This is a genomic window from Streptomyces sp. E2N166, assembly GCF_003671715.1.
Lineage (GTDB): Bacteria > Actinomycetota > Actinomycetes > Streptomycetales > Streptomycetaceae > Streptomyces > Streptomyces thinghirensis.
This window is the reverse complement of sequence record NZ_RAIF01000018.1, coordinates 506,319-530,425: the sequence shown is the minus strand read 5'-3', so window position 1 is coordinate 530,425 and position 24,107 is coordinate 506,319. Positions and strand designations below refer to the sequence as shown.

Below are 24,107 nucleotides of genomic sequence, written 5' to 3'. Positions count from 1 at the left end.
ACTTCTTCTTTCGCGTGTCCGGGGCGCTGACTGTTGTTGCTCTGGCCGCGTCAGCGACCCGTCTTCGGGGCCTTCCAGCGGGCGATGCCGCGGGCCGCGAGGTTGAGGATCATGATGAAGGCGATGAGCGTCAGGGCCGCAGCCCAGGCACGGTCGTAGGCCGCTCCGTAGCCGCCGCTGTTGGCGAACTGCAGATAGATGTACATCGGCAGTGATTCCTGCGGGTCCTGGAACGGGTTCGCGTTGATGAAGTCCGTTCCCCAGACCAGCAGCAGCACGGGGGCCGTCTCACCGGTGATGCGGGCGACCGCCAGCATGACGCCGGTGGTGATGCCGCCGACCGACGTCGGCAGGACCACCTTCAGGATCGTGCGCCACTTCGGCACGCCGAGAGCCAGGGACGCCTCGCGCAGCTCGTTCGGGACGAGCTTGAGCATCTCCTCGGTGGAGCGGACGACCACCGGGATCATCAGGATCGACAGGGCGAGCGAGCCGGCGAAGCCGGACGGACCCATGTCCAGCATCAGGATCCACGTACTGAGGATGAACAGACCGGCGACGATCGACGGGATGCCCGTCATGACGTCGACGAAGAAGGTGACGGCCTTGGAGAGCTTGCCGCTGCCGTACTCGACCAGGTAGATCGCGGTGAGTACACCGACCGGCACGGAGATCAGGGTGGCGATGCCGACCTGCTCCAGGGTGCCGAGGATGGCGTGGTAGATGCCGCCGCCCACCTCGGCGTCGGCGACCACGCCCATCGAGTGGGTGAGGAAGTAGCCGTCGAGGACCTTCACACCGCGCTTGACGGTCGCCCAGACCAGGGAGGCCAGCGGGATCACGGCCACGATGAACGCGACCCACACCATGCTGGTCGCCACCCGGTCCTTGGCCTGGCGCCCGCCCTCGACGCGCGCCGAGATGGCGTACGTCCCCAGGACGAAGAGGACCGCCGCGATCAGGGCCCACTGGATGCTGCTGTTCAGTCCGGCCGCGGCGCTGATGCCCAGGCCGGCCGCGATCGAGCCGGCGGCGACCGCCCAGAGGAACCACTTGGGCAGCGTGGCGCCGCGCAGGGAGCTGCGGCTCTTGGGGGTAAGGGTTGCGTGGCTCATGCGTTGGCCCCCGAGTACTCCTTGCGGCGTCCGATGATCATCCGGGCCGCACCGTTGACCAGCAGGGTGATGACGAAGAGGACGAGACCGGAGGCGATCAGCGCGTCACGGCCCATCACGGTCGCCTCGTTGAACTTGCTGGCGATGTTCTGGGCGAAGGTGCCGCCGCCCGTGTCGAGCAGGCTGAGGTTGATCTCGAAGCTCGAGGAGAGCACCATCGCCACGGCCATCGTCTCGCCGAGCGCGCGGCCGAGCCCGAGCATCGAGGCGGAGATGACGCCGGAGCGGCCGAAAGGCAGCACCGACATGCGGATGACCTCCCAGCGCGTGGCGCCGAGGGCCAGGGCGGCCTCCTCGTGCATACGCGGGACCTGCCGGAAGACCTCACGGCTGACGTTGGTGATGATCGGCAGGATCATGATCGCGAGCAGGATGCCCACGGTGAACAGCGAGCGCGGCGCGCCCTGGTTCCACTCGAAGACGCCGGTCCAGCCGAGGTACTCGTCCAGCCAGCCGAAGAGGCCCTCCATGTGCGGCACGAGGACGAGCGCGCCCCACAGGCCGTAGACGATCGAGGGCACGGCGGCGAGCAGGTCGATCACGTACCCGATCGCGCCGCCCAGCTTGCGCGGCGCGTAGTGCGTGATGAACAGGGCGATGCCGACCGCGATCGGGACCGCGACGGCCATGGCGATGACCGACGACACGACGGTGCCGAAGGCCAGGACCGCGATGCCGAACTCCGGCGGCGTGCCGGTGGGGTTCCACTCGAGGGTGGTGAAGAAGTTGGCCTCGTTCTTGCTGATCGCGATCGAGGCGCGGTAGGTCAGGAAGGCCGCGATGGCGGCCATGATGACCAGCACGAAGATGCCGGAACCGCGGGAGAGCCCGAGGAAGATCCGGTCGCCGGGGCGGGTGGCGCCGCGTGCGGCGCGCTTGGCGTCCTTCCCGGGAGGCTGGTGCGGTACGGGGGCTGGTGCGGGCTTCTGGGGATCAGTGGTTATGTCCATCGGGTTTCTCCGGTCTGCGGAGCCGCCGTACGCGGCGGCTCGGGCGGAGCCGTCCGTCTCGGGGGCTCCTGGCGGCGGTGCACCGGACGGTGCGGTCCGGCCCCCGCTCGGAGGCCGGACCGCACTCGGGTCAGCTCAGGCCCGAGACGGTCTCGCGGACCTTGGTGATGATCTCGGTGGGCATCGGGGCGTAGCCGGCCTCCTTCAGCAGGCCCTGGCCGTCCTCCGAGGCCATGTAGTTCAGGAAGGACTTGGCGGCGGGCAGGCTCTCGGCCTTGTTGCCCTTGTCGCAGACGACCTCGTACGTCACCAGGACGAGCGGGTAGGCGCCGTCGGCGGTGGGCGTGTAGTCCAGCTCCAGCGCGAGGTCCTTGCCGGTGCCGACGACCTTGGCGGCGCCGATGGCCGCGGTGGCGTTCTCGACGGTGGCCTTGACCGGCTCGGCGGCCTCGGTCTTGACGTCGACGGTCTTCATGCCGTCCTTGGCGTACGACAGCTCGAAGTACGAGATGGAGCCCGAGACCTGCTTCACCTGCTGGGCGAGGCCGGAGGAGCCGCTGGCGGACTGGCCGCCCTTGGCCTCCCAGGACTTGCCGCCCTCGTACTTCCAGTCGTCCGGCGCGGCGTCCTTCAGGTACTTGGTGAAGTTGTCCGTGGTGCCGGACTCGTCCGAGCGGTGGAAGGCCTGGATCTTGAGGTCGGGCAGCTTGGCCTCGGGGTTGAGCTTGGCGATCGCCGGGTCGTTCCAGTTGCTGATCTTGCTGTCGAAGATCTTGGCGAGCGTCGGGGCGTCCAGGACGAGCGTGTCGACGCCGGGGACGTTGAAGCCCACGGCGATCGGGCCGCCGACCATCGGCAGGTCGATGGCCTGGCCGTCCTTGCAGACCTTCTTGGACTGCTCGATCTCGTCGGGCTTCAGCGCCGAGTCCGAGCCGGCGAAGGCGGTCTGGCCCTGGAGGAACGCGGTGATGCCCGCGCCGGAGCCGGTCGGGTTGTAGTTGATCTGTACGTCCCGGCAGGCCGAAACGTACTGCTTGACCCAGGCGTCGATCGCGTTCTTCTGGGCGGAGGAGCCGGAGGCCTGGAGCTGGCCCTTGGCGTCGTCGCACTTGATGTTGCTGTTGGCGGTGGCGCTGGCGTCCCCGCCGCTGCCGCCGCCGGTGTCGTCGGAGCCGCACGCCGTGAGGGCCAGGGCGCCGGAGACGGCGAGAGCACCGAGAGCGAGGGCCCGCCGGTTCATGCGCTGAAGCTTCACTGAGGGAGTTCCTTCCAGGAGCCGCCGTCCTGAATCCGGCGGCGTGCGAGGAGTGGCGTTGAAGACGATCGAGACTGAGCGATACGGACGCGTTTTCGAGAAGCGCCCCGTATCGGTAAGGCTGAAACTAGGCAGAACAGGTGAAGCCGCCGAAGGGCATAAATGAACGGGGGGTGAACCCCTGTGGACGGTGCGGTGAGGTCACGGAACGCTCACGTCAAGGACACGGAGTGGTTCCGAGCGGACGTGTCGCGAGCAGGGCGTCCACGAGGGCCCGGTCGCGCGGCTGAGTGAGGCGGGCGCGGGCCGCCGCGGGCTCCAGCCACAGGATGCGGTCGACCTCGTCGGACGGGGTGAAGGCGCCGGTGGTGGCCGCGGCCGTCCAGTACCGGACCTCCTTGGGGCGGCCGTCCGCGAGGTAGTGGACGGTGGGCAGCTCGGCGCCCGGTGCGGCGGCGTACCCCGTCTCCTCGGCGACCTCGCGCAGGGCGCCCGCGAGCGGGTCCTCGCCGGGCTTGAGCTTGCCCTTCGGGTGCGACCAGTCGTCGTACTTCGGACGGTGGACGAGGCAGAGCTCCAGGCCGGGGGAGTGGGGTCCGGGCGCGGGGCGCCACAGGACGCAGCCGGCCGCGCGGACGGTGGTGTCGTCTGCGGGACTCACGTGCGCTCACCCCTCCTGTCCTGCGGCAGCCCGACGGTCCTACGGCAGCCTGATGGGTTCCTTGCGCCAGCTGTGCTGAAACGCGTACCTCGCCGCCTCCACCTCATGCCGCTGGTCGGCGTGGAGCACGCCGAGCGCGTACGCCGTCGCGGGCGCGATGCGTGGCGTACGGGCGGCCTGGGCCGCGGCCGCGGCGGCCTCCGCGGCGTCGCGGTGGCGGTTCAGGGCCTCGCCGGCGGCCAGGAGGCGTACGTCACCGGAGCCTTCGCCCTCCTCGCCGGCCAGTACTTCGAGCGCGTACCGGTGCAGGCGCAGCAGCAGCCGGACCTGGTGCCACGGGGCGTCCTGGGGCTGGGCGACGGGGTCCGGGGAGAGGCCGTGGATCAGCGCCTCCGCGTTGTACGGGCTCCCCGCGGTGACGAGGGGCAGTGCGGCCACGGCGTCGGTGAGGCGGTTCTCCGCGGCGGCGGCCAGGGGGCGGAGGCCGGCGGGGGACGCGGCGCCGGTCGTGGCGTTGGCCCGGGTCCCGGACGTGGCGGGTCCGGTGGTCCTCAGCGGGACCTCGCTCGCCAGTAAGGCGACCTTGTCGGCGACGGCGTGGAAGCGGCTGCTGCCCAGGGCCTGGAGGGCGGTGGAGTGCGCCCGGGTGCGGGCCAGGGTCAGCTGGCGGTCGAGCAGCGCGCCCGCCTTGGCCGCGCCCACGGTGAGGCTGCCGCGCTCCGGGGGCGCCGGGTGGCCGGCGCCCCCGGCGGCGGTGGCCCGGCCGGCCGCCTGCTGGGCCGGGAACGCCGACGAACCGGACAGCCGGTGCAGGGCCTGGAGCAGGCGTTCCAGGCGGGACGCGTACGCGTGCTCCATCCCCAGCGTGCCGGACAGCCACGCCAGCTCGGGGCGCATGCCCTCCGCCCAGTCGGCGTCCAGCAGGGGCTGGAAGGTGTGCAGGGTGCCGCTGAGCCGGCGGGCGGCGCGGCGCAGGGCGCGGGCCGCGTCCACGGGGGCCGCGTCCGGGGTCGCCCTGTCCGAGCGGCGCGCGCCGTGCGAGCCGTTCCCGCCGTGTGTACCCGTGCCCGACTCCCGGTGCTGGCGCAGGGCGCGGAGGAACTCCGTGGCCTGGGCACGCAGGTAGCCCGCGAGGGCGTCCGGGTCCGCTGGTACCGGCGGGCCGGCAGCGGCCGTGGCCGTGGCGGCGGGGTCCGTCGGGTCAAGGTGTCGCTGTGCCACGCCGGCGCCTCCGGGCGTCTATGAGCATCTCCTGGACGTTGCGCAGGGGCGAGCCGTCCGCGTCGGTCGCGTGCCGGGTCCACTCACCGTCCGAGCCGAGGTGCCAGGAGGCGGTGCCGTCGGACATGCCGGTCTCCAGCATCCGGTTGAGAGCCGCCCGGTGGGCCGGGTCGGTGACCCGGACCAGGGCCTCTATGCGGCGGTCGAGGTTGCGGTGCATCATGTCGGCGCTGCCGAACCAGACCTCGGGCTCACCGCCGTTGCCGAACGCGAAGACGCGCGAGTGTTCGAGGAAGCGGCCGAGAACCGAACGGACCCGGATGTTCTCCGACAGGCCCGTCACGTCCGGTCGCAGCGCGCAGATGCCGCGCACCCACACGTCGACGGGAACGCCCGCCTGGGACGCGCGGTAGCACGCGTCGATCACGGCCTCGTCGACCATCGAGTTGACCTTGATGCGGATGTAGGCGGGACGGCCGGCGCGGTGGTGCTGTATCTCCTTGTGGATGCGGGAGACCAGGCCGTCGCGCAGCGACTTGGGCGCGACGAGGAGGCGGCGGTACGTCTCGCGCCGGGAGTAGCCGGAGAGGCGGTTGAACAGGTCGGAGAGGTCCGCGCCGACCTGCGGGTCCGCGGTGAGCAGGCCGAGGTCCTCGTAGAGGCGGGCCGTCTTCGGGTGGTAGTTGCCGGTGCCGACGTGGCTGTAGCGGCGTAGCGTCTCGCCCTCCTGGCGGACGACGAGCGACAGCTTGCAGTGGGTCTTCAGGCCGACCAGTCCGTAGACGACGTGGCAGCCGGCCTCCTCCAGCTTGCGGGCCCACTTGATGTTCGCGTGCTCGTCGAAGCGGGCCTTGATCTCGACCAGGACGAGGACCTGCTTGCCGGACTCGGCCGCGTCGATGAGCGCGTCGACTATCGGGGAGTCGCCGGACGTCCGGTACAGCGTCTGCTTGATCGCGAGGACGTCCGGGTCGGCCGCGGCCTGCTCCAGGAAGGCCTGTACGGAGGTGGAGAAGGAGTCGTACGGGTGGTGGAGCAGCACGTCGCGGCTGCGGAGGGCGGCGAAGACGTCCGGCGCGGACGCGGACTCGACCTCGGCCAGGTCGCGGTGGGTACCGGCGACGAACTTCGGATACTTCAGCTCGGGCCGGTCGATGCCGGCGATGCGGAAGAGGCCCGTGAGGTCGAGGGGGCCGGGGAGCGGGTAGACCTCCGCCTCGCCGATCTTCAGCTCGCGGACGAGGAGGTCCAGGACCTCTCGGTCGACGGACTCCTCGACCTCCAGGCGCACGGGCGGGCCGAAGCGGCGCCGCATGAGTTCCTTCTCGAGGGCCTGGAGGAGGTTTTCCGCGTCGTCCTCCTCCACCTCCAGGTCCTCGTTGCGGGTGAGGCGGAAGGCGTGGTGCTCCAGGACCTCCATGCCGGGGAACAGCTCTTCGAGGTGGGCGGCGATGACGTCCTCGATGGGGACGTAGCGGCCCGGGGACGCCTCCAGGAAGCGGGAGAGCAGCGGGGGGACCTTGACCCGCGCGAAGTGGCGGTGGCCGGTCACCGGGTTGCGGACGACGACCGCGAGGTTGAGGGAGAGGCCCGATATGTACGGGAAGGGGTGGGCCGGGTCGACCGCGAGGGGCGTGAGGACCGGGAAGATCTGGTGCCGGAAGAGGGTGAAGAGGCGGGCCTGCTCCTTCTCCGCGAGTTCGTTCCAGCGGACCAGGTGGATGCCCTCCCCGGCGAGCGCCGGGGCGACGTCCTCGTGGAAGCAGGCGGCGTGCCGGGCCATGAGTTCGCGGGAGCGGGCCCAGATCATCTCCAGGACCTCGCGGGGCTGGAGGCCGGAGGCGGAGCGGGTGGCGACGCCGGTCGCGATGCGGCGCTTGAGGCCGGCGACGCGGACCATGAAGAACTCGTCCAGATTGCTGGCGAAGATCGCGAGGAAGTTGGCGCGCTCCAGGAGGGGCGTGCCCGGGTCCTCGGCCAGTTCGAGCACGCGTTCGTTGAACGCGAGCCAGCTGCGTTCGCGGTCCAGGAAGCGGCCCTGCGGGAGCTGGGCGCCGCCGGCCTGGGACTCCTCCGACTCCTCGTACCCGTCGAGGTCCGCGTCGATGTCGGGCTCCAGGTCGGAGACCGTGGCGGCCACGGTGTGCGGGCGGTGCGCGGCGATGGAGCCCACGGAGGGCTGCGTGTGCTGGACCTCTGCCTGGCTGTTCGGCTGCCTCATGAACCCATTCTTCCGCGCCGCGCGCAGGACAGGCGCGTCGGAAGGCGCGGAATGTTCTGCTCCGGGTGGCACGGTCGGCTTCATTCGGTGAGCGTCGCAAGGCTGTCTGAATCGATGGTTACGAGGACATGACGTGTGGGATAGCGGCGGGCCTCCGGCGGTGGCTCTGGGCGGCGGTGTCCGAGGCGGCCCGCGCGGGCCCGGCCCACGCCCTCGTCCGGGATTTCCGCCTGCGATCGTGTGAACCGATTGGCCGGGCTCGTCCGATGAGGAGACGTGAGCGAAACGAGAAGCGACGGGGAGCTGCTGCGGGCCGTCGCCGCCGATGCCGACCGGCGTGCCTTCGAGGAGCTGTACCGCAGGTACGCCCCCTGGCTGGCCGCGCGCCTGCGCGGCCGCTGCGCCGACGCCGGTGTCGTCGACGACGTCGTACAGGAGACCTTCCTGGCGGTGTGGCGCGGCAGTGCGCGCTACCGGGAGGAGGGCGACGTGGCGGGGTGGCTGTGGCGGATCGGGTCGCGGCGGCTGGTCGACGTGCTGCGCGGCGACGGGGCGCGGGGGCGGCTGCGGCAGGCGCTGGCCCGGTTGCGGCACCGCGACGAGGTCTCCGCCGAGGAGCGGGTGCTCGCAGGTGTCGAGCACGGCGACCTCGCCGGTGCCCTCGTACGGCTCTCGCCGGAGCTGCGCGCGGTGCTCCAGGCCACCGTCGTCGACGGGCTGACCACCCGTGAGGCGGCCGTCCTGCTCGGCATCCCGCCGGGCACGGTCAAGACGCGGGCGATGCGCGCCCGCCGGCAGCTGCGGGAGGCGCTGGCATGAGTGACGAGGACAGCCGTCGCCGAGGGACCTGGCACGTGGACGAGGACGACCTGCGGGCCTACGCCCGGGGCGGACTGGCGGCGCCCGCGCTGTGGTCCGCCGACGCCCACCTGACCGCCTGCGCGCACTGCCGCGGGGTTCTCGCCGAGGTGAGTGACGCCGCCGCTCTGGAGGCGGGGTGGGAGCGGCTCGACGCCGAGCTGGACGCGCCCCGGCCGGGCTGGTTCGAAGGGCTGCTGGTGCGGTGCGGCGTCGGGGACGGCACCGCGCGGCTGCTCGCGGCCACCCCCGTACTGCGCCGGTCCTGGCTCGGCGCGGTCGTCGCCGTGCTGCTGATGACCTTCGCCGTCGCCCTCACGGCCGGCGCCGCCGACAAGCCCGCGCTCTTCCTCGCCGTCGCCCCGCTGCTGCCGCTGGCCGGTGTGGCGCTCGCCTACGGGCCCGCGCTGGATCCGACGTACGAGATGACGGTCGTCTCGCCGACGCACGGCTTCCGGCTGCTGATGATTCGTACGGTCGCCGTGCTGGCCGTCGCGCTCGGGGTGAACGGGCTGGCGACGTTCGCCCTGCCGGGGTACGGGCTGCGCGCCCTGGCCTGGCTGCTGCCCGGGCTCGCCCTCACCGCGACCGGACTCGCGCTGACACCCCGGCTGGGTCCGGTTCTCGCGCCGTCCGTGGTCGCGGGGACGTGGGTGGCCGTGCTGCTCGCCGCGGACGCGGCGCGCGCGGCCGAGGACGGCCCGCTGGCGCCGTTCACGGCCGCCGGGCAGGGCGTGTCCGGGGTGGTGGCCGTGCTGGGTGCCGGGCTGCTGTTCCTGTTCCGCGACCGGTTCGACGTCTTCGCGCGGGGTGCCGCGTGAGTCCTGCCTTCTTCCTTGTCCTTTCCTTGTACGGGAGTGCCGTATGAACCACCCCACCGTTTCCGCCTCCGGGCTCAGCCTGCACTACGGCCGCACCCGCGCCCTCGACGACGTGTCGCTGCGGCTGACCCCGGGCGTCACCGGGCTGCTCGGGCCCAACGGCGCCGGGAAGACCACGCTGCTGCGCGTGCTCGCCACCGCCGTGCCCGCCGACCGGGGGGCCTTCACCGTGCTCGGGCACGACCCCGGGACCGCGAGCGGGCGGCAGGAGGTGCGGCGGCGGCTCGGTTACCTGCCGCAGACGCCCGGCTTCCATCCGGACTTCACCGCCTTCGAGTTCGTCGACTACGTCGCGATCCTGAAGGAACTGACGGACCGTGGCGCCCGGCACCGTGAGGTGCGGCGGGTGCTGGAGGAGGTCGATCTGGCGGACGTGCGCGGGCGGAGGATCAAGAAGCTGTCCGGGGGAATGCGGCAGCGGGTGGCGCTCGCGGCCGCGTTGGTGGGGGACCCCGGGTTCCTGGTGCTCGACGAGCCGACCGTCGGGCTGGATCCGGAACAGCGGATGCGGTTCCGGGAACTGGTCGCCGGGGCGGGAGAAGGGCGGACCGTGCTGCTGTCCACCCACCAGACCGAGGACGTGGCGATGCTCTGCCACCGGGTGGTCGTCATGGCCGCCGGCGCCGTGAGGTTCGACGGGACCCCGGCCGAGCTGACCGCGCGGGCCGCCGGGCGGGTGTGGAGCAGCACGGAGCGGGACGCGGGCGCGAAGGCCGGGTGGCGTACCGGGACCGGATCATTCCGGAACGTGGGTGATCCGCCCGCCGGAGCGGAGTTGGCCGACCCCACCCTGGAGGACGGCTACCTGCTCGCCCTCGACGGCGCCGACGCGGAGGTGTCCGCATGAGTGCCGTACTCACGGTGACCCCGCCCGCCGTGGAGACCGGGCCGCGCGGCGGCACGCGGGCCGTGCTCGCCCTGGCCCGGTTCGAGGCGCGCCGTCTGCTGCTGAGCATCCCCGTTGTCATCGCCTTCGTGGCGTACGCCGCGTGGATCGTCTGGCGTACGCGGAGCTCCTGGGACGGCTACCCGGCGTTGCAGGACGTCGACCGCGCCACCCAGAGCATGCCGATGCTCGTCGGCCTCGCCGTTCTGCTGTCCGCCAACCTCGCCGCCCTGCGCTCCGTACGGCACGGCACCGAGAACCACCTCGCGGTGCTGGTGATGACGCCCTGGCGCCGTACGGCGGCCCACGCGCTGTCCGTCGTACCGGCCGCCCTGCTCACCGCGGTGTGCGTGGCCGGTCAGTTCGCCTGGGAGGCGTTCAAGCCGGGCGCGGTCGGGCGCGGTTCGCCGGCCGAGCTGCTCGTCGGGCCGCTGACGGTGCTGCTGTTCGGGACCTTCGGGGTGCTGCTGGCCCGGGTGATCCGGTCCGCGCCCGCCGCGCCGCTGGTACTGGTCCTGCTGCTGTTCACGCTCGTTCTCGGTACGGCGCCGGGTGGCGCGAGCGGGCTGTCCTGGCTGGCGCCGGTCGTCGCCGAGACCAGCCCCGACACCCTGCCCTCCGACCTGCTGGGGCGGCCCGCGGCCTGGCACGCCCTCTACCTGGCGGGCGCGGCCCTGTGCGCGGCCTTCCTCGCGGTGCTCGTCGCCGGCGCGCGGAACCTGGCCGTCCGGGCGGGTGTCGTGCTGACCCTCGCTCTGGCGGTGACGGGCGGCGTCATGCAGGCCGGGGGCGCGGCGCCGTCGCCGGAACTGACCGCGGCCCGCGAGCGCGCCTCGGTACGCCCCGACCTGACCTGCGTCGAGCACGGCCGGTCGACGTACTGCGCCTTCCCCGAGTGGGAGCCCCGCACCGGTACCTGGGCCGGGGTGGTGGACCGGGTCCAGTCCCTCACGGGCGGTTCCGCGCACGACCGGCGGCTCGTCGTACGGCAGCGGATCGACGCCCGGTACGGGATGGAGGGCGACGCCGCGATCCCCGCGCTGACCGACGCCCACCAGGTGACCGTGGGCACCTCCTGGGGCGGCAACCGGGTCCCCGAGTTCTCCAGCGCCGTCGCCGCCGTCCTCGTCGCGGGCACCGAGGACGCGGGCGGTGAGATCTGCGACGGGCGGATGGTCACCCTCATGTGGCTGTCCCTGAGCTGGCAGGACGACCCGCTGAACGCCCTGCGCCGGGTCCGCGTCGACGACAGTGTGCGGGGCTCCGCGGTCGTCCTGTCGCCCACCGACCCGCTGTCCATGACGGAGGGACAGACGGACGTCGTACGACGCCTGCTGGAGAATTCGCCCGCCGGTGTCGGCGAGCAGGTGAAGGCGCACTGGGACGAGCTGACCTCGCCGGGCGTCACGACGGCCCGGGCCGCCGAACTGCTGGGTGTGGCCGGGCCGGAGAAGGCGGACTCGTGCGAGGAGTGACCCCGGCCCTCGTCGGCCCGGTGTGGCGCACGTTGCCGTGGCGCGGCCTCGCGGCGGCCGGCGCTCTCGGGCTGCTGCTCGCCGCGGCGCCGGACGCCGTCGGCGCGGAACCGGCCTCCTGGGAGACGCTCACCCTCCTGCGGGGCGTCGCCCTGATCGGCGCCCTCGGCCTGGCCTTCCTGCTGGACGACCCGGCCCGGGACCTCACCGCACCCGTCCCGACCCGGCGCCCGCTGCGGCAGGCGCTGCGGGTGGCCATGGTCGCACCGCTCGCCGCGCTGTGGTGGACGGCCGTACTGCTGCTCGCCCCCTCGGCGTCCCGGCCCCCGGCCGGTGACATCACCGTGGAGGCGGCGGTACTGGCCGTACTGGCGCTCGCCGGTGCCGCGACGGCGGTACGGCTTACGGACGAGGCGCGTCCGGGGCCGTCCGTCGCGGCGGCCCTGCTGCTCGTGGCGGTCCTCGTGCCGCTGCTGGCGCCGGAGAGCTGGGCGTTGTTCGTGCCGCCCGAAGACCCGCGGTGGCCGGCGGCGCACGACCGATGGGCGGTGCTCCTGGCGGCGGCGGCCGTGGTGTGGGGGGTGTGCGGGCCGGAGCCGATGGGGCGGTGGGGAAGGCGGTCGCGCGGGATCGCCGGACCGGCTTAGCGGGCCGGGTCGGCGCGCCGGCTGAGGTCTGGGCCGGCTCAGGCCCGGCCGTCTCACGTCTCCGTGCGGTACATCAGGTCCGTCTCGTGGGTGACGAAGCCCAGGCGCTCGTAGACGGAGACCGCCGCCTTGTTGTCGGCGTCGACGTACAGCATCGCCGTGGGCAGTCCCCGCTCCGCCAGGTGCCGCAGGCCGATCGTGGTGAGGGCCTTGCCGAGGCCGCCGCCCTGCGTGTCGGGACGGATGCCGAGGACGTACACCTCACCGAGCCGCTCCTCGGCGTGCACCTTGGTCCAGTGGAAGCCGATCAGCTCGCCGCCCCGCTCGGCCAGGAAGAACCCCGCCGGGTCGAACCACGCCTCGGCCTCGCGGTCGTCGAGGTCCCGCTGGGTGAGGGAGCCCTGCTCGGGGTGGTGGGCGAAGGCGGCGGCGTTGACCGCGAGCCAGGCGGCGTCGTCCTGCCCCGGCACGAAGGTCCGTACGGTCACGCCCTCGGGGAGGCGCGGGTCCGGCAGCTCCAGATCGGCCAACGGGCGCCGCATCTGCCGCAGCTCCCGGAACAGGGTCAGCCCGAGCACCTGCGCGAGATGCCGGGCGGCGGAGTGGCCGCCGTGCGCCCAGATCCGCAGCCGCTTGCCGGAGGCGGCGAGCAGCGCGGAACCCAGCGCCCGCCCGTGCCCCTGTCCCCGGTGCGAGGGGTGGACGACCAGTTCGGCGGCCGGAGGCTCGATCGGGTCGGTGCCCTCCAGCTGGGCGTAGCCGACGAGTTCGCCGCCGTTCACGCTGAGCAGCAGGTGCGCGATGCCCTCCCGCGCGGGGCCGCGCAGTTGCAGCCGGCCCTGTTCGGACACGGCCTGCTGCCCGTCGTTGCGGGCGGCCTCGGTGAGCAGGGCGAGGACGGCTTCGGTCTGCTCCGGGGCGAGTTCGGCGAGGGTCTCGATCGAGCGGGGGCGGCCGGGCTGCACGGTGTCGTCGCTGGTCATGCGTACGAGGGTAAGGGGCGGGTGCGGCAAAGCGGCGGCACTCGGGGCAGTTGGGCGGACGAGGAGGTACACCAGGATGTAACCCGTCACCCCCTGTCGCGCTACGCGCGTTGACTCTAGGCTGCTGCGCCGACGAGCCGTCTCCTCAGCGGCTCGCGCTCACGCACACCCACAGGGGGGCGCATGCCAGCCACAGCACAGTCGCACCAACCGCGCCGCAGCCGCCGTACGAACCGTCTCCTCGCCGCAGCCGCCACGGTCGTCACCGCCGGCGCGCTCGCCGCCGCGGCGCTTCCGGCACCGGCGAACGCGGGCGAGAACCACCGCGGCAACGGCGGTCACGGCCACGGCCGCTACCAGGACGTCCAGCTCCTCTCCTTCAACGACCTGCACGGCAACCTGGAGCCCCCGGCCGGCTCGTCCGGCCGCGTCACCGAACTCCAGCCGGACGGCACGACGAAGACGGTCGACGCGGGCGGCGTCGAGTACCTCGCCACGCACCTCCGTGAGGCCCGCGAGGGCAACCGCTACTCCATCACCGCCGCAGGCGGCGACATGGTCGGCGCGTCCCCCCTCCTGTCCGGCCTCTTTCACGACGAGCCGACCATCGAGGCGCTCAACAAGCTCGACCTGGACGTGACGAGCGTCGGCAACCACGAGTTCGACGAGGGCGCCAAGGAGCTGGCCCGCCTCCAGAACGGCGGCTGCCACCCCATCGAGGGCTGCTACACGGACAAGGAGTTCAAGGGCGCGGACTTCCCGTACCTGGCGGCCAACGTCCTGGACGAGAAGACGAAGAAGCCCATCCTGAAGCCCTACTGGGTGTGGAAGCAGAAGGGCGTCAAGGTCGGCTTCATCGGCGTGACCCTGGAGGGCACCCCGGACATCGTCTCGGCGGAGGGCGTCAAGGGTCTCTCCTTCAAGGACGAGGTCGAGACGATCAACAAGTACGCCCAGGTGCTCCAGCGCCAGGGCGTGAAGTCGATCGTGGCCCTGGTCCACGAGGGCGGCTTCCCGGCCTCGTCCTCCTACAACTACGACTGCGACTCCCCGGGCGCCGGCGACGGCATATCCGGTCCGATCGCCGACATCGCGAAGAACGTCACGCCCAAGGTGGACGCGCTGGTCACCGGCCACACCCACGCGGCGTACGTCTGCACGATCCCCGACCCGTCGGGCAAGCCCCGCATGGTCACGTCGGCCGCGTCCTTCGGCCGCCTCTACACGGACACGACGCTGACCTACGACCGCGCGACGGGTGACATCGCCCGTACGGCCGTGAAGTCCGCGAACCACGTGGTGACACGGGACGTCCCGAAGGCGCCGGACATGACCCGCCTGATCGACAAGTGGAGCACCCTCGCCGCCCCGATCGGCAACCGCTCCATCGGCTACATCTCCGGCGACATCAACCGGGACGGCACCGAGTCCCCGCTCGGCGACCTGATCGCCGACGCCCAGCTGGCCTACGGCAGGACCCAGGACCCGGAGACCGACCTGGCCCTGATGAACCCCGGCGGTATCCGCGCACCCCTCACCTACACCGCCTCGGGCGGCGAGGGTGACGGCGTCGTCACGTACGCCGAGGGCTTCACCGTCCAGCCCTTCGCCAACACCGTGAACCTCAAGGACTACACGGGCGCCCAGCTCATCCAGGTCCTCAAGGAGCAGGTGAGCGGCCCGAACGAGTCGGCCCCGAAGATCCTCCAGGTCTCGTCCGGCCTCACCTACACCCTGGACCTGACCAGGACCGGCGCGGACCGGGTCGTCACGGACTCCATCCGCCTCAACGGCTCGCCGGTCGACGAGAACGCCACCTACCGCGTCGCGTCCAACAGCTTCCTCGCGGGCGGCGGCGACGGCTTCCCCACGCTCGGCGAGGGCGCGAACGAACTCGTCGGCACGGACGACCTGACGGCGCTGGAGCAGTACCTGACGGCCAACTCGTCGGCGACCGCCCCGATCACCCCGCCGGCGGCCGACCGCATCACGGTCGTGCGGTAGCCCGACCCTGCCGAAGCGAGTACACATGGGCATGTGATGTTCGCGCCGCGCTCATATGGGCGCGGCGCGAACAGTTTGCCTTTGAGTGTCATCGCGATCGACTGTCACCATCCGCGACCCGTTCGCCCCGGCTGACCGCGATCCGGAGCAGATCCGCGAGCGCCTCCGTCGCCCTGACCAACGCGAACCGCACCGCCCGTTCCCCGGCCTTCCGGTCGGCAAGCACGGCCCTGGACCCCGCGAGCACCTGCTCGCCCGAGTCCAGCTGGGCCGCCTCGATGTCATCGGCGAGCCGCGAGAGCCGGCTCTGCCCGCTGTCGGTGCTCAGGTAGCAGGGCTTGCCTTCGGGGGTGGACCAGGGGAGGAGACGGAGCGGAGGAGTGGGCATGGCTGTCCCTTCGATAGCAACGACCAGCGCTGATTACGTTTCGTGCCCCGATCGTCACTGGTCGCGCGTACGCTGCGGAAGGGGTCAGGTGTTGCCCGCGCCCCCGGGCAACAGGGAGGGATGACGTGGCCGAACGGGTTGACGGTCAGGGCGAGTCGGGACGCGCGGTACTGGGACGGACGCTGCGCTTCCTGCGGGAGAAGGAGGGCAAGTCACTGGGGCAACTGGCCGACGAGTCCGGTTACGACAAGAGCTACTTGAGCCGCCTGGAGTCGGGCGAGCGGCTGTCCAAGGTGACGGTCATGGAAGACCTCGACGGCTACTACGGGGCCGGTGACCTGCTGGTCAGCCTGTGGAAGGTGGCGCGGATCGACGCCTTCAAGGACAAGTACAAGGAGTACATGCGGCTGGAGGCGCTGGCGCGTGTCGTCCACGTCTACACGCCCAACGTCCCGGGGCTGTTGCAGACCGAGGGCTTCGCCCGGGAGGTGTTGTCCGGACCTCAGACAACGGATCAGGAGCGCGATGCGGTCGAGGAACAGGTTGCCGCTCGCCTGGGACGCCAGCTTCTGCTTCGCAAGAACCCAGCGCCCAGCGTTCGTTTCGTCATCGACGAACTCGCCCTTCGCCGCCCCTCGGCCGATGCGGCGACCTGGGAGGGGCAGTTGATGCACATGGAAGCGGCAGCGCGGGAGCCCAACGTCGTCCTCCAAGTGCTGCCGTTCTCGGCAGGTATCCATCACCTCATGGGCAAGGGATCGCTGACGCTGCTGTGGCAGAAGGACGGAAAGTCCGTGGCCTACGTGGAAGGTGGCAGCAGCGGTCTGTTGATGGACGATCCGGACGACGTCCTGCACCACCGTTTGTCCTACGATCGGCTCCGGGATCTGGCGCTGTCCCCGTCGGACTCGCTGACGTTCATCAGGGACGTACTGGAGGAGCACCGATCATGAAGCACACCCCGGACCTCAGCAACACCGCCTGGCGCAAGTCGAGCTACAGCGACGGGGGAGCCAACAACTGCGTCGAGGTCGCCGACGGTCACCCCGGCCTCGTCCCCGTGCGCGACAGCAAGGTGCCGGACGGGCGGGTGCTGATCTTCGGGGCGGTGTCGTGGGGAACGTTCGTGGCCCGGCTGAAGGCGTAGCCACTCGGGCCGAGCCGGGCCGGCACCCGGACGCCTGCCCGCCACCCTCGGGTGGAGGAAGCGACGGACGGCCGTCGTGACCGTCGACATCGACTCCCGGAAGCGACGGACGGCCGTCGTGACCGTCGACATCGACTCCCCCGGCATGCTCGGCTACCACTGACCCCCGTCGGCCGCCCCCGTCTCCGGCGGCGGTACCGGCGCCCCCGGCAGCCGTACGGTCGCCACTGTTCCGCCGCCACCGGTCTCGGCCGGAGTCAGGCTCACGGTGCCCCCCGCCTGCTGCACCGTCCGGGCCACGATCGACAGGCCGAGGCCCGAGCCGGGCAGGGCGCGTGCGCTCGGGGAACGCCAGAAGCGGTCGAAGACGTGGGGGAGTTCCTCGGCGGGGATGCCGGGGCCGTGGTCGCGGACGGTGAGGACGCCGTCGGCGAGGCGTACGTCGACGGTGCCGGAGGCCGGGCTGAACTTCACCGCGTTGTCGAGGATGTTGACCACCGCGCGTTCCAGCGCGGCCGGCTCCGCCCGTACGTACCAGGGCTGGACGTCGGCCGTGATGGTCAGCTCGGGGCCGCGCAGGCGGGCGCGGCGCAGCGCCGACTCGACGACGTCGTGCCAGGCGAGGATGCGGGTGCGGCCCTCGTGCTGGCCGGTGTCGGGGCGGGAGAGTTCCTGGAGGTCGCCGATGAGGGCCGCAAGTTCCGTCATCTGTGCCTTGACCGAGGCGAGGAGTGCCTTGCGGTCCGCCTCCGGGATGGGGCGGCCGGTCTCCTCGCTGCGGGAGAGGAGTTCGATGTTGGTACGGAGGGAGGTGAGGGGGGTGCGCAGTTCGTGTCCGGCGTCGGCGATGAGCTGCTGTTGCAGGTCGCGGGAGCTGGCCAGGGAGGACGTCATGCTGTTGAAGGAGCGGGAGAGACGGGCGATCTCGTCCTCGCTGTCGTCCTCGACGGGGATGCGGACGGTGAGATCCTCGGTGCGGGCCACGTGTTCCACGGCCCGGGTCAGTTCGTCGACGGGGCGCAGGCCGGTGCGGGCCACCCAGAGGCCGGCGGCGCCGGCGCCGACGACTCCCGCGCCCGCGACGAAGACGAGTACCAGCGCGAGGTTGCTGAGGGAGCTGTTCACCTCGCCCAGCGGCCGCGCGGCGGAGACGGCGACGCCCAGGTCGGGCAGCACGGCGTAGGTGTAGACACGGTACTGCTCGCCGTCGGCTCCCGTGGCGTCGTGCAGCGCGTCGGTGGCCTCGCCCTTGGCCACGGCCCGGTCGGCGCCCGTGAGCGGGACCTCCTCCGTGCCGATGATGAGGCAGCTTCCGCCCTGGCGGTCCACGAGCTGCACGGACGAGCCGAAGGGGTTCTGTTCGTGCGTGACGGGGTCGTGGGCGCACAGGCCGGTGCGCAGATCGACGTACTGCCTCACCTGATCCTTGTTCATGCGGTTCGCCTTCAGGGCCTCGTCCAGTGAGCTGACCAGCACGCTCTTCACCACGAACCAGCACGCCACCGCCGCCGCCGTCACGGCGAACGCCACCGACGCGGCCACGAGCAGAGCCAGGCGCGAGCGGAGTGGCAGCGCCCGGAATCGCCGGACCAGTCTTCTCACTCCGCGCCGCCCTGCCGAAGCACGTAGCCCACGCCGCGGACCGTGTGGACGAGGCGTGGTTCGCCGGCCGCCTCGGTCTTGCGGCGCAGGTACATGACGTACACGTCGAGGGAGTTGGACGACGGCTCGAAGTCGAAGCCCCAGACCGCCTTCAGGATCTGCTCCCGGGTGAGGACCTGGCGCGGGTGCGCCATGAACATCTCCAGGAGGGTGAACTCGGTGCGGGTCAGCTCCACCGGGCGTCCGGCCCGCACGACCTCCCGCGTCGCCAGGTCCATGGTCAGGTCGGCGAAGGTGAGGGTGTCGTCGTTGTCGGCGCCGGCCTCCACGGCCGCCGCGTAGGAGCTGCGGCGCAGCAGCGCGCGGATGCGGGCCAGGAGTTCGTCCAGTTCGAAGGGCTTGACCAGGTAGTCGTCGGCGCCGGCGTCCAGGCCGGTCACCCGGTCGCCGACCGTGTCGCGGGCCGTCAGCATCAGGATCGGGGTCAGGTCGCCCGCGCCGCGGATCCGGCGGGCGGCGGTCAGGCCGTCCATGCGGGGCATCTGGATGTCGAGGACGACCAGGTCGGGCCGGTACGCCGCCGCCTTCTCCAGGGCGTCGGCGCCGTCGACGGCGACCTCGGTGCCGTACCCCTCGAAGGCGAGGCTGCGCTGGAGGGCTTCGCGGACCGCCGGCTCGTCGTCGACGATCAGGATGCGCTGGGTGTCACGGTCGCGGTCGCCTTCTGCGGGGCTCATGGGCTCGGATTCCTCGGAGTTCTCGGATGCGGTGTCGGGTGACGGCTGCCAACGCCTTCAGCGTCGCATGTTCGCATCGGCCTCGGGCCGGCCGCTCAGCCGTCGGCGCCCGCTCGCAGCTTGGGCAGGTCGGCCTTCACCGTGTTGATCGGGATGGCGAAGCCGAGGCCGACGCTGCCCGCACCGGCGGAGGACTCGGCCGACGAGTACATCGCGGAGTTGATGCCGATGATGTTGCCGTTCATGTCGATCAGCGCGCCGCCGGAGTTGCCCGGGTTGAGGGACGCGTCGGTCTGGATCGCCTTGTACGTCGTCGTGGACGAGCCGGTGTCGCCGTTGAACTCCTGACCACCGAACTCGAACGGCCAGTCGCCGCCCTGCCCCTGCTGCTGTTGCTGCCGGCCCTCGTCGGTCGAGACGGTCACGTCACGGTCCAGGGCGGAGACGATGCCGCTGGTCACGGTGCCGGTCAGGCCTTCCGGGGAGCCGATCGCGACGACCTGGTCGCCGACCCCGACGCCGTCGGAGTCACCGAGGGTCGCGGCCTTCAGACCCGAGGCGTTCTCCAGCTTTATCAGCGCCAGGTCCTTGCTGCTGTCGGTGCCGACGACCTGGGCGGTGTACTGCTTGCCGTCGCTGGTCGTGACCTTGACGGAGGAGGCGCCGGAGACGACGTGGTTGTTGGTCATGATCTCGCCGTCGCCGGTGATGATCACGCCGGAGCCGGTGGAGGAACCGGCGTTCGAGGTGGCGTTGATCTCGACGATGCTCGGGCTGACCGCCTCGGCGACCCCGGCGACCGTGCCCTTCTGGCCGGTGGGGACCACGTTGGTGCTGGTGGCGCTGGAGGCGACGGTGCCGCTGCCGGTCAGCTCCTGGATGCCGTACGCGGTGCCGCCGCCGACGGCCGCCGCGACGATCGCCACGGCCGCGAGCAGGGCGACGGGGCCGCGTCGACGGGACGCGCGCTTCTTGTGCGGCTGCTCGGGCCGGCCGTCCGGGAAGGAGGCGGCGGGCGGCTGTGCCGGCGGGGGCGGCCACTCGGGGTTGACGGGAGAGGAGGCGTGCTGCTGGGCACCCTGGTACGGGTTCTCTTGCGCGTGCTCGTACTCGCCGCTGCGGCGGAGGCTCTCGGTCATGTTCATGAGCTTCCCGCCCCCGTATGAGAGCGGCCTGAGCGCTGCCTGAGAAGCCCGGCAGAACCTCGTATGCCCGATATAAAGCCGTGCGGCGAGGCTACTCGCAGCCGCAGGACTGCCGGACCACCAGGCGCGACGGGAAGACCTTCAGCCGCTCGCGCCGTGAGCCCGCCACCCGCAGACCGTCGTCCAGGACCAGGTCCACGGCCTCCCGCGCCATCGCCGACCGGTCCGAGGCGACCGTCGTCAGCGGCGGGTCCGCGAGGTCCGCCTCCTTGATGTCGTCGAAGCCGGCCACCGCCAGCTTGCCGGGCACGTCGATGCGCAGCTCACGGGCCGCGCGCAGCAGGCCGATCGCCTGGTCGTCGGTGGAGCAGAAGATCGCGGGCGGGCGCTGCGGCCCGGAGAGGAGCTCCAGCCCCACGCGGTACGCGTCGTAGCGGTTGTACGGCGCCTCGAAGAGCCGGCCCTCGGTGGAGAGCCCGGCCTCCTTCATCGCGCGCTTCCAGCCCTCGACGTGGTCGGAGACCGGGTCGCCGACGGACGGGGTCTCGGCGGTGCCACCCATACAGGCGACGTACTCGTACCCGTGCTCCAGCAGGTGGCGTACGGCGAGCTGGGCGCCGCCCAGGTCGTCGGTGACGACGGCGACGTCGTCGATGGCCTCGGGGCGCTCGTGCAGCAGGACGACCCGGGCGTCCCAGGCGTCGATCTCGGCGGCGGCCATGTCGTTCAGGGCGTGGCTGACCAGGATCAGGCCGGAGACGCGCATGCCGAGGAAGGCGCGCAGGTAGTGGACCTCGCGCTCGCCGACGTAGTCGGAGTTGCCGACGAGCACCATCTTCCCGCGCTCGGCGGCGGCCCACTCGACCGCGTGCGCCATCTCCGCGAAGAAGGGCTGGCGCGCGTCCGGCACGATCAGGCCTATGAGGTCCGTGCGCCGCGACGCCATCGCCTGGGCGACCCGGTCCGGCCGGTACCCCAGTTCCTTGATCGCGGCGAGGACACGCTCGCGCGTGGCCGGGGCGACCGGCCGGGGTCCGTTGTTGATGACATAGCTGACGACGGCGGTGGAAGTTCCCGCCAGTCGCGCCACATCATCCCGAGTCACCTTGGCCACGCGCGGAGTCTACGCGGATGGATCCGCCCTGGGCAGGGCGTATCACACCTTGGTTGACGTCGCTTCCACCGCGGTGTCCGCCGGCGCCTCCGGCCGGGCCCCGGCCTTCGCCCTCGCGTCCTCCGCGCGCTCCCCCTTCTCGGGCTTCTCCGGGGTGACGAAGCGGTAGCCGACGTTGCGGACGGTGCCGATCAGCGACTCGTGCTCGGGGCCGAGCTTGGCGCGCAGCCGCCGTACGTGCACGTCGACCGTGCGGGTGCCGCCGAAGTAGTCGTAGCCCCAGACCTCCTGGAGCAGCTGGGCGCGGGTGAAGACCCGGCCCGGGTGCTGGGCGAGGTACTTGAGCAGCTCGAACTCCTTGAAGGTGAGGTCCAGGATCCGGCCCTTGAGCTTGGCGGAGTACGTCGCCTCGTCCACGGACAGGTCGCCGTTGCGGATCTCCATGGGGGAGTCGTCACCGGTGATCTGCTGGCGGCCCATGGCCAGCCGCAGCCGGGCCTCGACCTCCGCCGGGCCGGCGGTGTCCAGCAGCACGTCGTCGATGCCCCAGTCGGCGGTGACGGCGGCGAGGCCGCCCTCGGTGACGACGAGGACGAGTGGACAGCTGAGCCCGGTGGAACGCAGCAGCTGGCACAGGCTGCGGACCTGCGGGAGATCACGGCGTCCGTCGACGAGGATGACGTCGGCGCCGGGGGTGTCGACGAGGGCGGGGCCCTCCGCCGGCGCGACACGGACGTTGTGCAGCAGCAGGCCGAGGGCGGGAAGCACCTCCGTCGACGGCTGGAGGGCGTTGGTCAGGAGCAGCAGAGAACTCATCGCGCCCCACCTGCCTGGGTCGTCTTACGGTCGTGCACGGTTCGCTCGCCCATAACGTCTGGTTCCTCCTCGGTCCCTGCGAGGACGTTTACGGCACTGCTTCGTACAGGTGCGGATCCCGTGCCCGTGGGGCCCGCTGCGAGTCCGGGAGGTGAACGCTCGACCACGCTCCCGGAAGCACAAAAGGACCCGGGGGCTACGTTGCCCGAGTCCTCTGCCCAGCAGAATAGCCGACATGAGCGACCGAACGGCAGGTGATGTGGCGCGTTCCACCGTCCGTCCGTATTCCGAGACGTCCCGGGGGGCGCCGCGCCACCCGCCCGCACGCACCTTCCTGCACGCGTCCGACGGGGTCCGGATCGACGCCGTGTACGAACCGGGCGTGAGCGGTCGCGGCCCCTCCGACCTGGTGTTCGTCGTCGCGCACGGTTTCACCGGCGACGCCGACCGGCCCCACGTACGGCGGATCGCGGAGGTCTTCGGGCGCTACGGTGCGGTGGTCACGTTCTCCTTCCGGGGCCACGGTGCCTCCGGCGGACGTTCCACCGTCGGTGACCGCGAGGTGCTCGACCTGGCGGCGGCGGTCACCTGGGCGCGCGGCTTCGGCCACGCCCGCGTGGTGACCGTCGGCTTCTCGATGGGCGGCTCGGTGGTACTGCGGCACGCCGCGCTGTACGGCGGTGACGGCGGTGACGGCGGTGACAGTGGTGACAGCGACGCCCGCACGGACGCCGTCGTGTCGGTGAGCGCCCCCGCCCGCTGGTACTACCGGGGCACGGCGCCCATGCGCCGGCTGCACTGGCTGGTGATGCGGCCCGCCGGGCGTCTGGTGGGCCGCTACGGCATGCGCACCCGTATCCATCACCGGGACTGGGACCCGGTGCCGCTGTCGCCGGTGGAGGCGGTGCCGCGGATCGCGCCGACGCCCCTTCTCGTCGTGCACGGCGACCGGGACGGATATTTTCCCGTCGACCACCCCCGGATGCTGGCCGAGGCGGCCGGTGACCACGGCGAACTCTGGCTGGAGCCCGGCATGGGCCACGCCGAGCACGCGTCGGACGAGGCCCTGCTGTGCCGGATCGGCGACTGGGCCGTGTCCCGGGCGGGCTAGCCTGACGGTGTTCACCGCCGATCGACACGGACGCCGATCGGCACCGGCGACGAAGGATCCAGATGGCAAAGGTCACGGTGCGCTACTGGGCCGCCGCGAAGGCCGCGGCAGGAGTGGCCGAGGAGCCGTACGAGGCGGCCACACTCGCCGACGCGCTCGGCGCGGTGCGCGAGCGGCACCCCGGCGAACTCACGCGTGTACTGCTGCGCTGCTCGTTCCTCGTCGACGGCGACCCCGTGGGCAGGCGCGGGCACGAGACGGTACGACTGGCCGACGGCGGCACGGTCGAGGTCCTCCCGCCGTTCGCGGGAGGGTGAGCGATGACCAACCAGCCGCATCAGCCGTACGGGCAGAATCAGCCGTACGAGGGACACGACGGATGGCAGCAGGAGCAGCAGGAGCAGCAGGGGCAGCAGGGGTGGTCTGAGTACGACGCCCAGGCGTGGCCCGCGCACCAGCGGTCCCAGGGGCAGCAGGCATATCAGGGCGGGCAGGGTTACGAGGACCCGAACGCCGGCCAGCACACGCAGCAGTGGCAGGGGCAGACCTGGGAGACCCAGGTGCAGCCGCCGGTCTCCGCGGAGGAGACGGCGTACCTGCCGCCGCAGACCCCGAACGGATACCAGGAGTCGGCGGGCACGCCGTACGGAACGACCGGTCCCTACGCGCCGCAGCAGCCGCACCCGCAGCCGCACCCGCACCAGTACCCGTCACAGCCGCAGGCGTACGCCGGCCAGCCCCAGCCCCAGCCCCTCCCTCAGCCCCACCACCAGCTCTACGAACCCGCCGCCCCGGCGGCTCCCGCTTCCCCCGCCGCCGTAGGCGAGCCC

Annotated in this window: 23 protein-coding genes and 1 pseudogene; 11 read left to right on the top strand and 13 right to left on the bottom strand. The window is 71.9% G+C overall.

Features of this window, described 5'->3' with window-relative positions:
• Positions 1-50: 50 nt before the first annotated feature.
• The 6 genes from pstA to EBH09_RS16755 form a co-directional block, all read right to left on the bottom strand.
• Entirely contained in the window at positions 51-1,115 is a 1,065-nt protein-coding gene (pstA, locus tag EBH09_RS16780) for a phosphate ABC transporter permease PstA (RefSeq protein ID WP_121747787.1), read from the bottom strand.
• Positions 1,112-2,125: a phosphate ABC transporter permease subunit PstC gene (gene pstC, locus EBH09_RS16775; RefSeq protein ID WP_121747786.1), complete on the bottom strand. Its 1,014-nt coding sequence runs from the start codon at positions 2,123-2,125 to the stop codon at positions 1,112-1,114. Before pstC ends, pstA begins: the two co-directional genes overlap by 4 nt.
• Before the next feature lie 130 nt (positions 2,126-2,255).
• The gene (pstS, locus tag EBH09_RS16770) at positions 2,256-3,380 is read right to left on the bottom strand and encodes a phosphate ABC transporter substrate-binding protein PstS (protein ID WP_193776351.1); all 1,125 of its coding nucleotides are present in this window, start codon (positions 3,378-3,380) and stop codon (positions 2,256-2,258) included.
• Between the two features lie 217 nt (positions 3,381-3,597).
• The gene (locus EBH09_RS16765; RefSeq protein ID WP_121747784.1) at positions 3,598-4,041 is read right to left on the bottom strand and encodes an NUDIX hydrolase; all 444 of its coding nucleotides are present in this window, start codon (positions 4,039-4,041) and stop codon (positions 3,598-3,600) included.
• Between the two features lie 39 nt (positions 4,042-4,080).
• Entirely contained in the window at positions 4,081-5,262 is a 1,182-nt protein-coding gene (locus EBH09_RS16760) for a CHAD domain-containing protein (RefSeq protein ID WP_121747783.1), read from the bottom strand.
• Entirely contained in the window at positions 5,243-7,483 is a 2,241-nt protein-coding gene (locus EBH09_RS16755) for an RNA degradosome polyphosphate kinase (protein WP_193776350.1), read from the bottom strand. Before EBH09_RS16755 ends, EBH09_RS16760 begins: the two co-directional genes overlap by 20 nt.
• A gap of 276 nt (positions 7,484-7,759) precedes the next feature.
• On the opposite strand from EBH09_RS16755, the gene EBH09_RS16750 reads away from it, so the two are divergent.
• From EBH09_RS16750 to EBH09_RS16730, 5 genes are read left to right on the top strand one after another with little or no spacing between them, the layout of a single operon-like run.
• Positions 7,760-8,302, top strand: coding sequence for an RNA polymerase sigma factor (locus EBH09_RS16750; protein WP_121747781.1), 543 nt, complete (start codon positions 7,760-7,762; stop codon positions 8,300-8,302).
• Complete coding sequence (locus EBH09_RS16745; RefSeq protein WP_121747780.1) at positions 8,299-9,162, top strand: zf-HC2 domain-containing protein; 864 nt, start codon at positions 8,299-8,301, stop codon at positions 9,160-9,162. Before EBH09_RS16750 ends, EBH09_RS16745 begins: the two co-directional genes overlap by 4 nt.
• 43 nt (positions 9,163-9,205) lie before the next feature.
• Positions 9,206-10,069: an ABC transporter ATP-binding protein gene (locus EBH09_RS16740; protein WP_121747779.1), complete on the top strand. Its 864-nt coding sequence runs from the start codon at positions 9,206-9,208 to the stop codon at positions 10,067-10,069.
• The gene (locus tag EBH09_RS16735; RefSeq protein ID WP_121747778.1) at positions 10,066-11,583 is read left to right on the top strand and encodes an ABC transporter permease; all 1,518 of its coding nucleotides are present in this window, start codon (positions 10,066-10,068) and stop codon (positions 11,581-11,583) included. The genes EBH09_RS16740 and EBH09_RS16735 overlap by 4 nt, the downstream gene beginning before the upstream one ends.
• A complete protein-coding gene (locus EBH09_RS16730; RefSeq protein WP_238697338.1) occupies positions 11,571-12,230 on the top strand; it encodes an ABC transporter in 660 nt (219 codons plus the stop codon). The genes EBH09_RS16735 and EBH09_RS16730 overlap by 13 nt, the downstream gene beginning before the upstream one ends.
• Positions 12,231-12,283: 53 nt before the next feature.
• Here EBH09_RS16730 and mshD read toward each other — a convergent pair whose 3' ends face one another.
• Entirely contained in the window at positions 12,284-13,213 is a 930-nt protein-coding gene (gene mshD / locus EBH09_RS16725; protein WP_121747776.1) for a mycothiol synthase, read from the bottom strand.
• Positions 13,214-13,396: 183 nt separating this feature from the next.
• Here mshD and EBH09_RS16720 point away from each other — a divergent pair, with 183 nt between their 5' ends.
• Positions 13,397-15,217: a bifunctional metallophosphatase/5'-nucleotidase gene (locus EBH09_RS16720; protein ID WP_121747775.1), complete on the top strand. Its 1,821-nt coding sequence runs from the start codon at positions 13,397-13,399 to the stop codon at positions 15,215-15,217.
• Between the two features lie 88 nt (positions 15,218-15,305).
• Here the strand turns inward: EBH09_RS16720 and EBH09_RS16715 are convergent, their stop codons facing one another.
• The gene (locus tag EBH09_RS16715) at positions 15,306-15,605 is read right to left on the bottom strand and encodes a hypothetical protein (RefSeq protein ID WP_121747774.1); all 300 of its coding nucleotides are present in this window, start codon (positions 15,603-15,605) and stop codon (positions 15,306-15,308) included.
• A 125-nt stretch (positions 15,606-15,730) separates the two neighbouring features.
• Here EBH09_RS16715 and EBH09_RS16710 point away from each other — a divergent pair, with 125 nt between their 5' ends.
• Together EBH09_RS16710 and EBH09_RS16705 are read left to right on the top strand one after the other, a co-directional pair.
• Positions 15,731-16,558 (top strand): helix-turn-helix transcriptional regulator, encoded by an 828-nt coding sequence (locus EBH09_RS16710; protein WP_121747773.1) that lies wholly within the window; start codon positions 15,731-15,733, stop codon positions 16,556-16,558.
• Positions 16,555-16,752: a DUF397 domain-containing protein gene (locus EBH09_RS16705; protein ID WP_121747772.1), complete on the top strand. Its 198-nt coding sequence runs from the start codon at positions 16,555-16,557 to the stop codon at positions 16,750-16,752. The genes EBH09_RS16710 and EBH09_RS16705 overlap by 4 nt, the downstream gene beginning before the upstream one ends.
• Positions 16,753-16,905: 153 nt before the next feature.
• Here the strand turns inward: EBH09_RS16705 and EBH09_RS16700 are convergent, their stop codons facing one another.
• The 5 genes from EBH09_RS16700 to EBH09_RS16680 all read right to left on the bottom strand — a co-directional run bounded on the left by EBH09_RS16700 (position 16,906) and on the right by EBH09_RS16680 (position 22,166).
• Complete coding sequence (locus EBH09_RS16700; RefSeq protein WP_121747771.1) at positions 16,906-18,354, bottom strand: HAMP domain-containing sensor histidine kinase; 1,449 nt, start codon at positions 18,352-18,354, stop codon at positions 16,906-16,908.
• The gene (locus EBH09_RS16695; RefSeq protein WP_121747770.1) at positions 18,351-19,091 is read right to left on the bottom strand and encodes a response regulator transcription factor; all 741 of its coding nucleotides are present in this window, start codon (positions 19,089-19,091) and stop codon (positions 18,351-18,353) included. Before EBH09_RS16695 ends, EBH09_RS16700 begins: the two co-directional genes overlap by 4 nt.
• A 95-nt stretch (positions 19,092-19,186) precedes the next feature.
• Entirely contained in the window at positions 19,187-20,230 is a 1,044-nt protein-coding gene (locus EBH09_RS16690; RefSeq protein ID WP_193776349.1) for a trypsin-like peptidase domain-containing protein, read from the bottom strand.
• Positions 20,231-20,327: 97 nt separating this feature from the next.
• On the bottom strand, positions 20,328-21,350 hold the full coding sequence (locus EBH09_RS16685) for a LacI family DNA-binding transcriptional regulator (RefSeq protein WP_121747768.1): 1,023 nt from the start codon (positions 21,348-21,350) through the stop codon (positions 20,328-20,330).
• Between the two features lie 42 nt (positions 21,351-21,392).
• Positions 21,393-22,166 (bottom strand): response regulator transcription factor, encoded by a 774-nt coding sequence (locus EBH09_RS16680; protein ID WP_121747767.1) that lies wholly within the window; start codon positions 22,164-22,166, stop codon positions 21,393-21,395.
• A gap of 235 nt (positions 22,167-22,401) precedes the next feature.
• On the opposite strand from EBH09_RS16680, the gene EBH09_RS16675 reads away from it, so the two are divergent.
• The 3 genes and pseudogenes from EBH09_RS16675 to EBH09_RS38955 form a co-directional block, all read left to right on the top strand.
• Positions 22,402-23,277, top strand: a complete 876-nt coding sequence (locus EBH09_RS16675; protein ID WP_193776348.1) for an alpha/beta fold hydrolase — start codon at positions 22,402-22,404, stop codon at positions 23,275-23,277.
• 62 nt (positions 23,278-23,339) lie between these two features.
• Positions 23,340-23,594 (top strand): MoaD/ThiS family protein, encoded by a 255-nt coding sequence (locus EBH09_RS16670; protein ID WP_121747765.1) that lies wholly within the window; start codon positions 23,340-23,342, stop codon positions 23,592-23,594.
• Between the two features lie 3 nt (positions 23,595-23,597).
• Positions 23,598-24,107, top strand: a pseudogene (locus EBH09_RS38955) (hypothetical protein); the annotation flags it as partial.

Excerpts from the sequence above, each read along its gene's own strand:
- pstA (WP_121747787.1), bottom strand. The coding sequence starts at position 1,115 with ATGAGCCACGCAACCCTTACCCCCAAGAGCCGCAGCTCCCTGCGCGGC.
- pstC (WP_121747786.1), bottom strand. The coding sequence starts at position 2,125 with ATGGACATAACCACTGATCCCCAGAAGCCCGCACCAGCCCCCGTACCG.
- EBH09_RS16755 (WP_193776350.1), bottom strand. The coding sequence starts at position 7,483 with ATGAGGCAGCCGAACAGCCAGGCAGAGGTCCAGCACACGCAGCCCTCC.
- EBH09_RS16745 (WP_121747780.1), top strand. The coding sequence starts at position 8,299 with ATGAGTGACGAGGACAGCCGTCGCCGAGGGACCTGGCACGTGGACGAG.
- EBH09_RS16740 (WP_121747779.1), top strand. The coding sequence starts at position 9,206 with ATGAACCACCCCACCGTTTCCGCCTCCGGGCTCAGCCTGCACTACGGC.
- EBH09_RS16735 (WP_121747778.1), top strand. The coding sequence starts at position 10,066 with ATGAGTGCCGTACTCACGGTGACCCCGCCCGCCGTGGAGACCGGGCCG.
- mshD (WP_121747776.1), bottom strand. The coding sequence starts at position 13,213 with ATGACCAGCGACGACACCGTGCAGCCCGGCCGCCCCCGCTCGATCGAG.
- EBH09_RS16720 (WP_121747775.1), top strand. The coding sequence starts at position 13,397 with ATGCCAGCCACAGCACAGTCGCACCAACCGCGCCGCAGCCGCCGTACG.
- EBH09_RS16715 (WP_121747774.1), bottom strand. The coding sequence starts at position 15,605 with ATGCCCACTCCTCCGCTCCGTCTCCTCCCCTGGTCCACCCCCGAAGGC.
- EBH09_RS16705 (WP_121747772.1), top strand. The coding sequence starts at position 16,555 with ATGAAGCACACCCCGGACCTCAGCAACACCGCCTGGCGCAAGTCGAGC.
- EBH09_RS16695 (WP_121747770.1), bottom strand. The coding sequence starts at position 19,091 with ATGAGCCCCGCAGAAGGCGACCGCGACCGTGACACCCAGCGCATCCTG.
- EBH09_RS16690 (WP_193776349.1), bottom strand. The coding sequence starts at position 20,230 with ATGACCGAGAGCCTCCGCCGCAGCGGCGAGTACGAGCACGCGCAAGAG.
- EBH09_RS16680 (WP_121747767.1), bottom strand. The coding sequence starts at position 22,166 with ATGAGTTCTCTGCTGCTCCTGACCAACGCCCTCCAGCCGTCGACGGAG.
- EBH09_RS16675 (WP_193776348.1), top strand. The coding sequence starts at position 22,402 with ATGAGCGACCGAACGGCAGGTGATGTGGCGCGTTCCACCGTCCGTCCG.
- EBH09_RS16670 (WP_121747765.1), top strand. The coding sequence starts at position 23,340 with ATGGCAAAGGTCACGGTGCGCTACTGGGCCGCCGCGAAGGCCGCGGCA.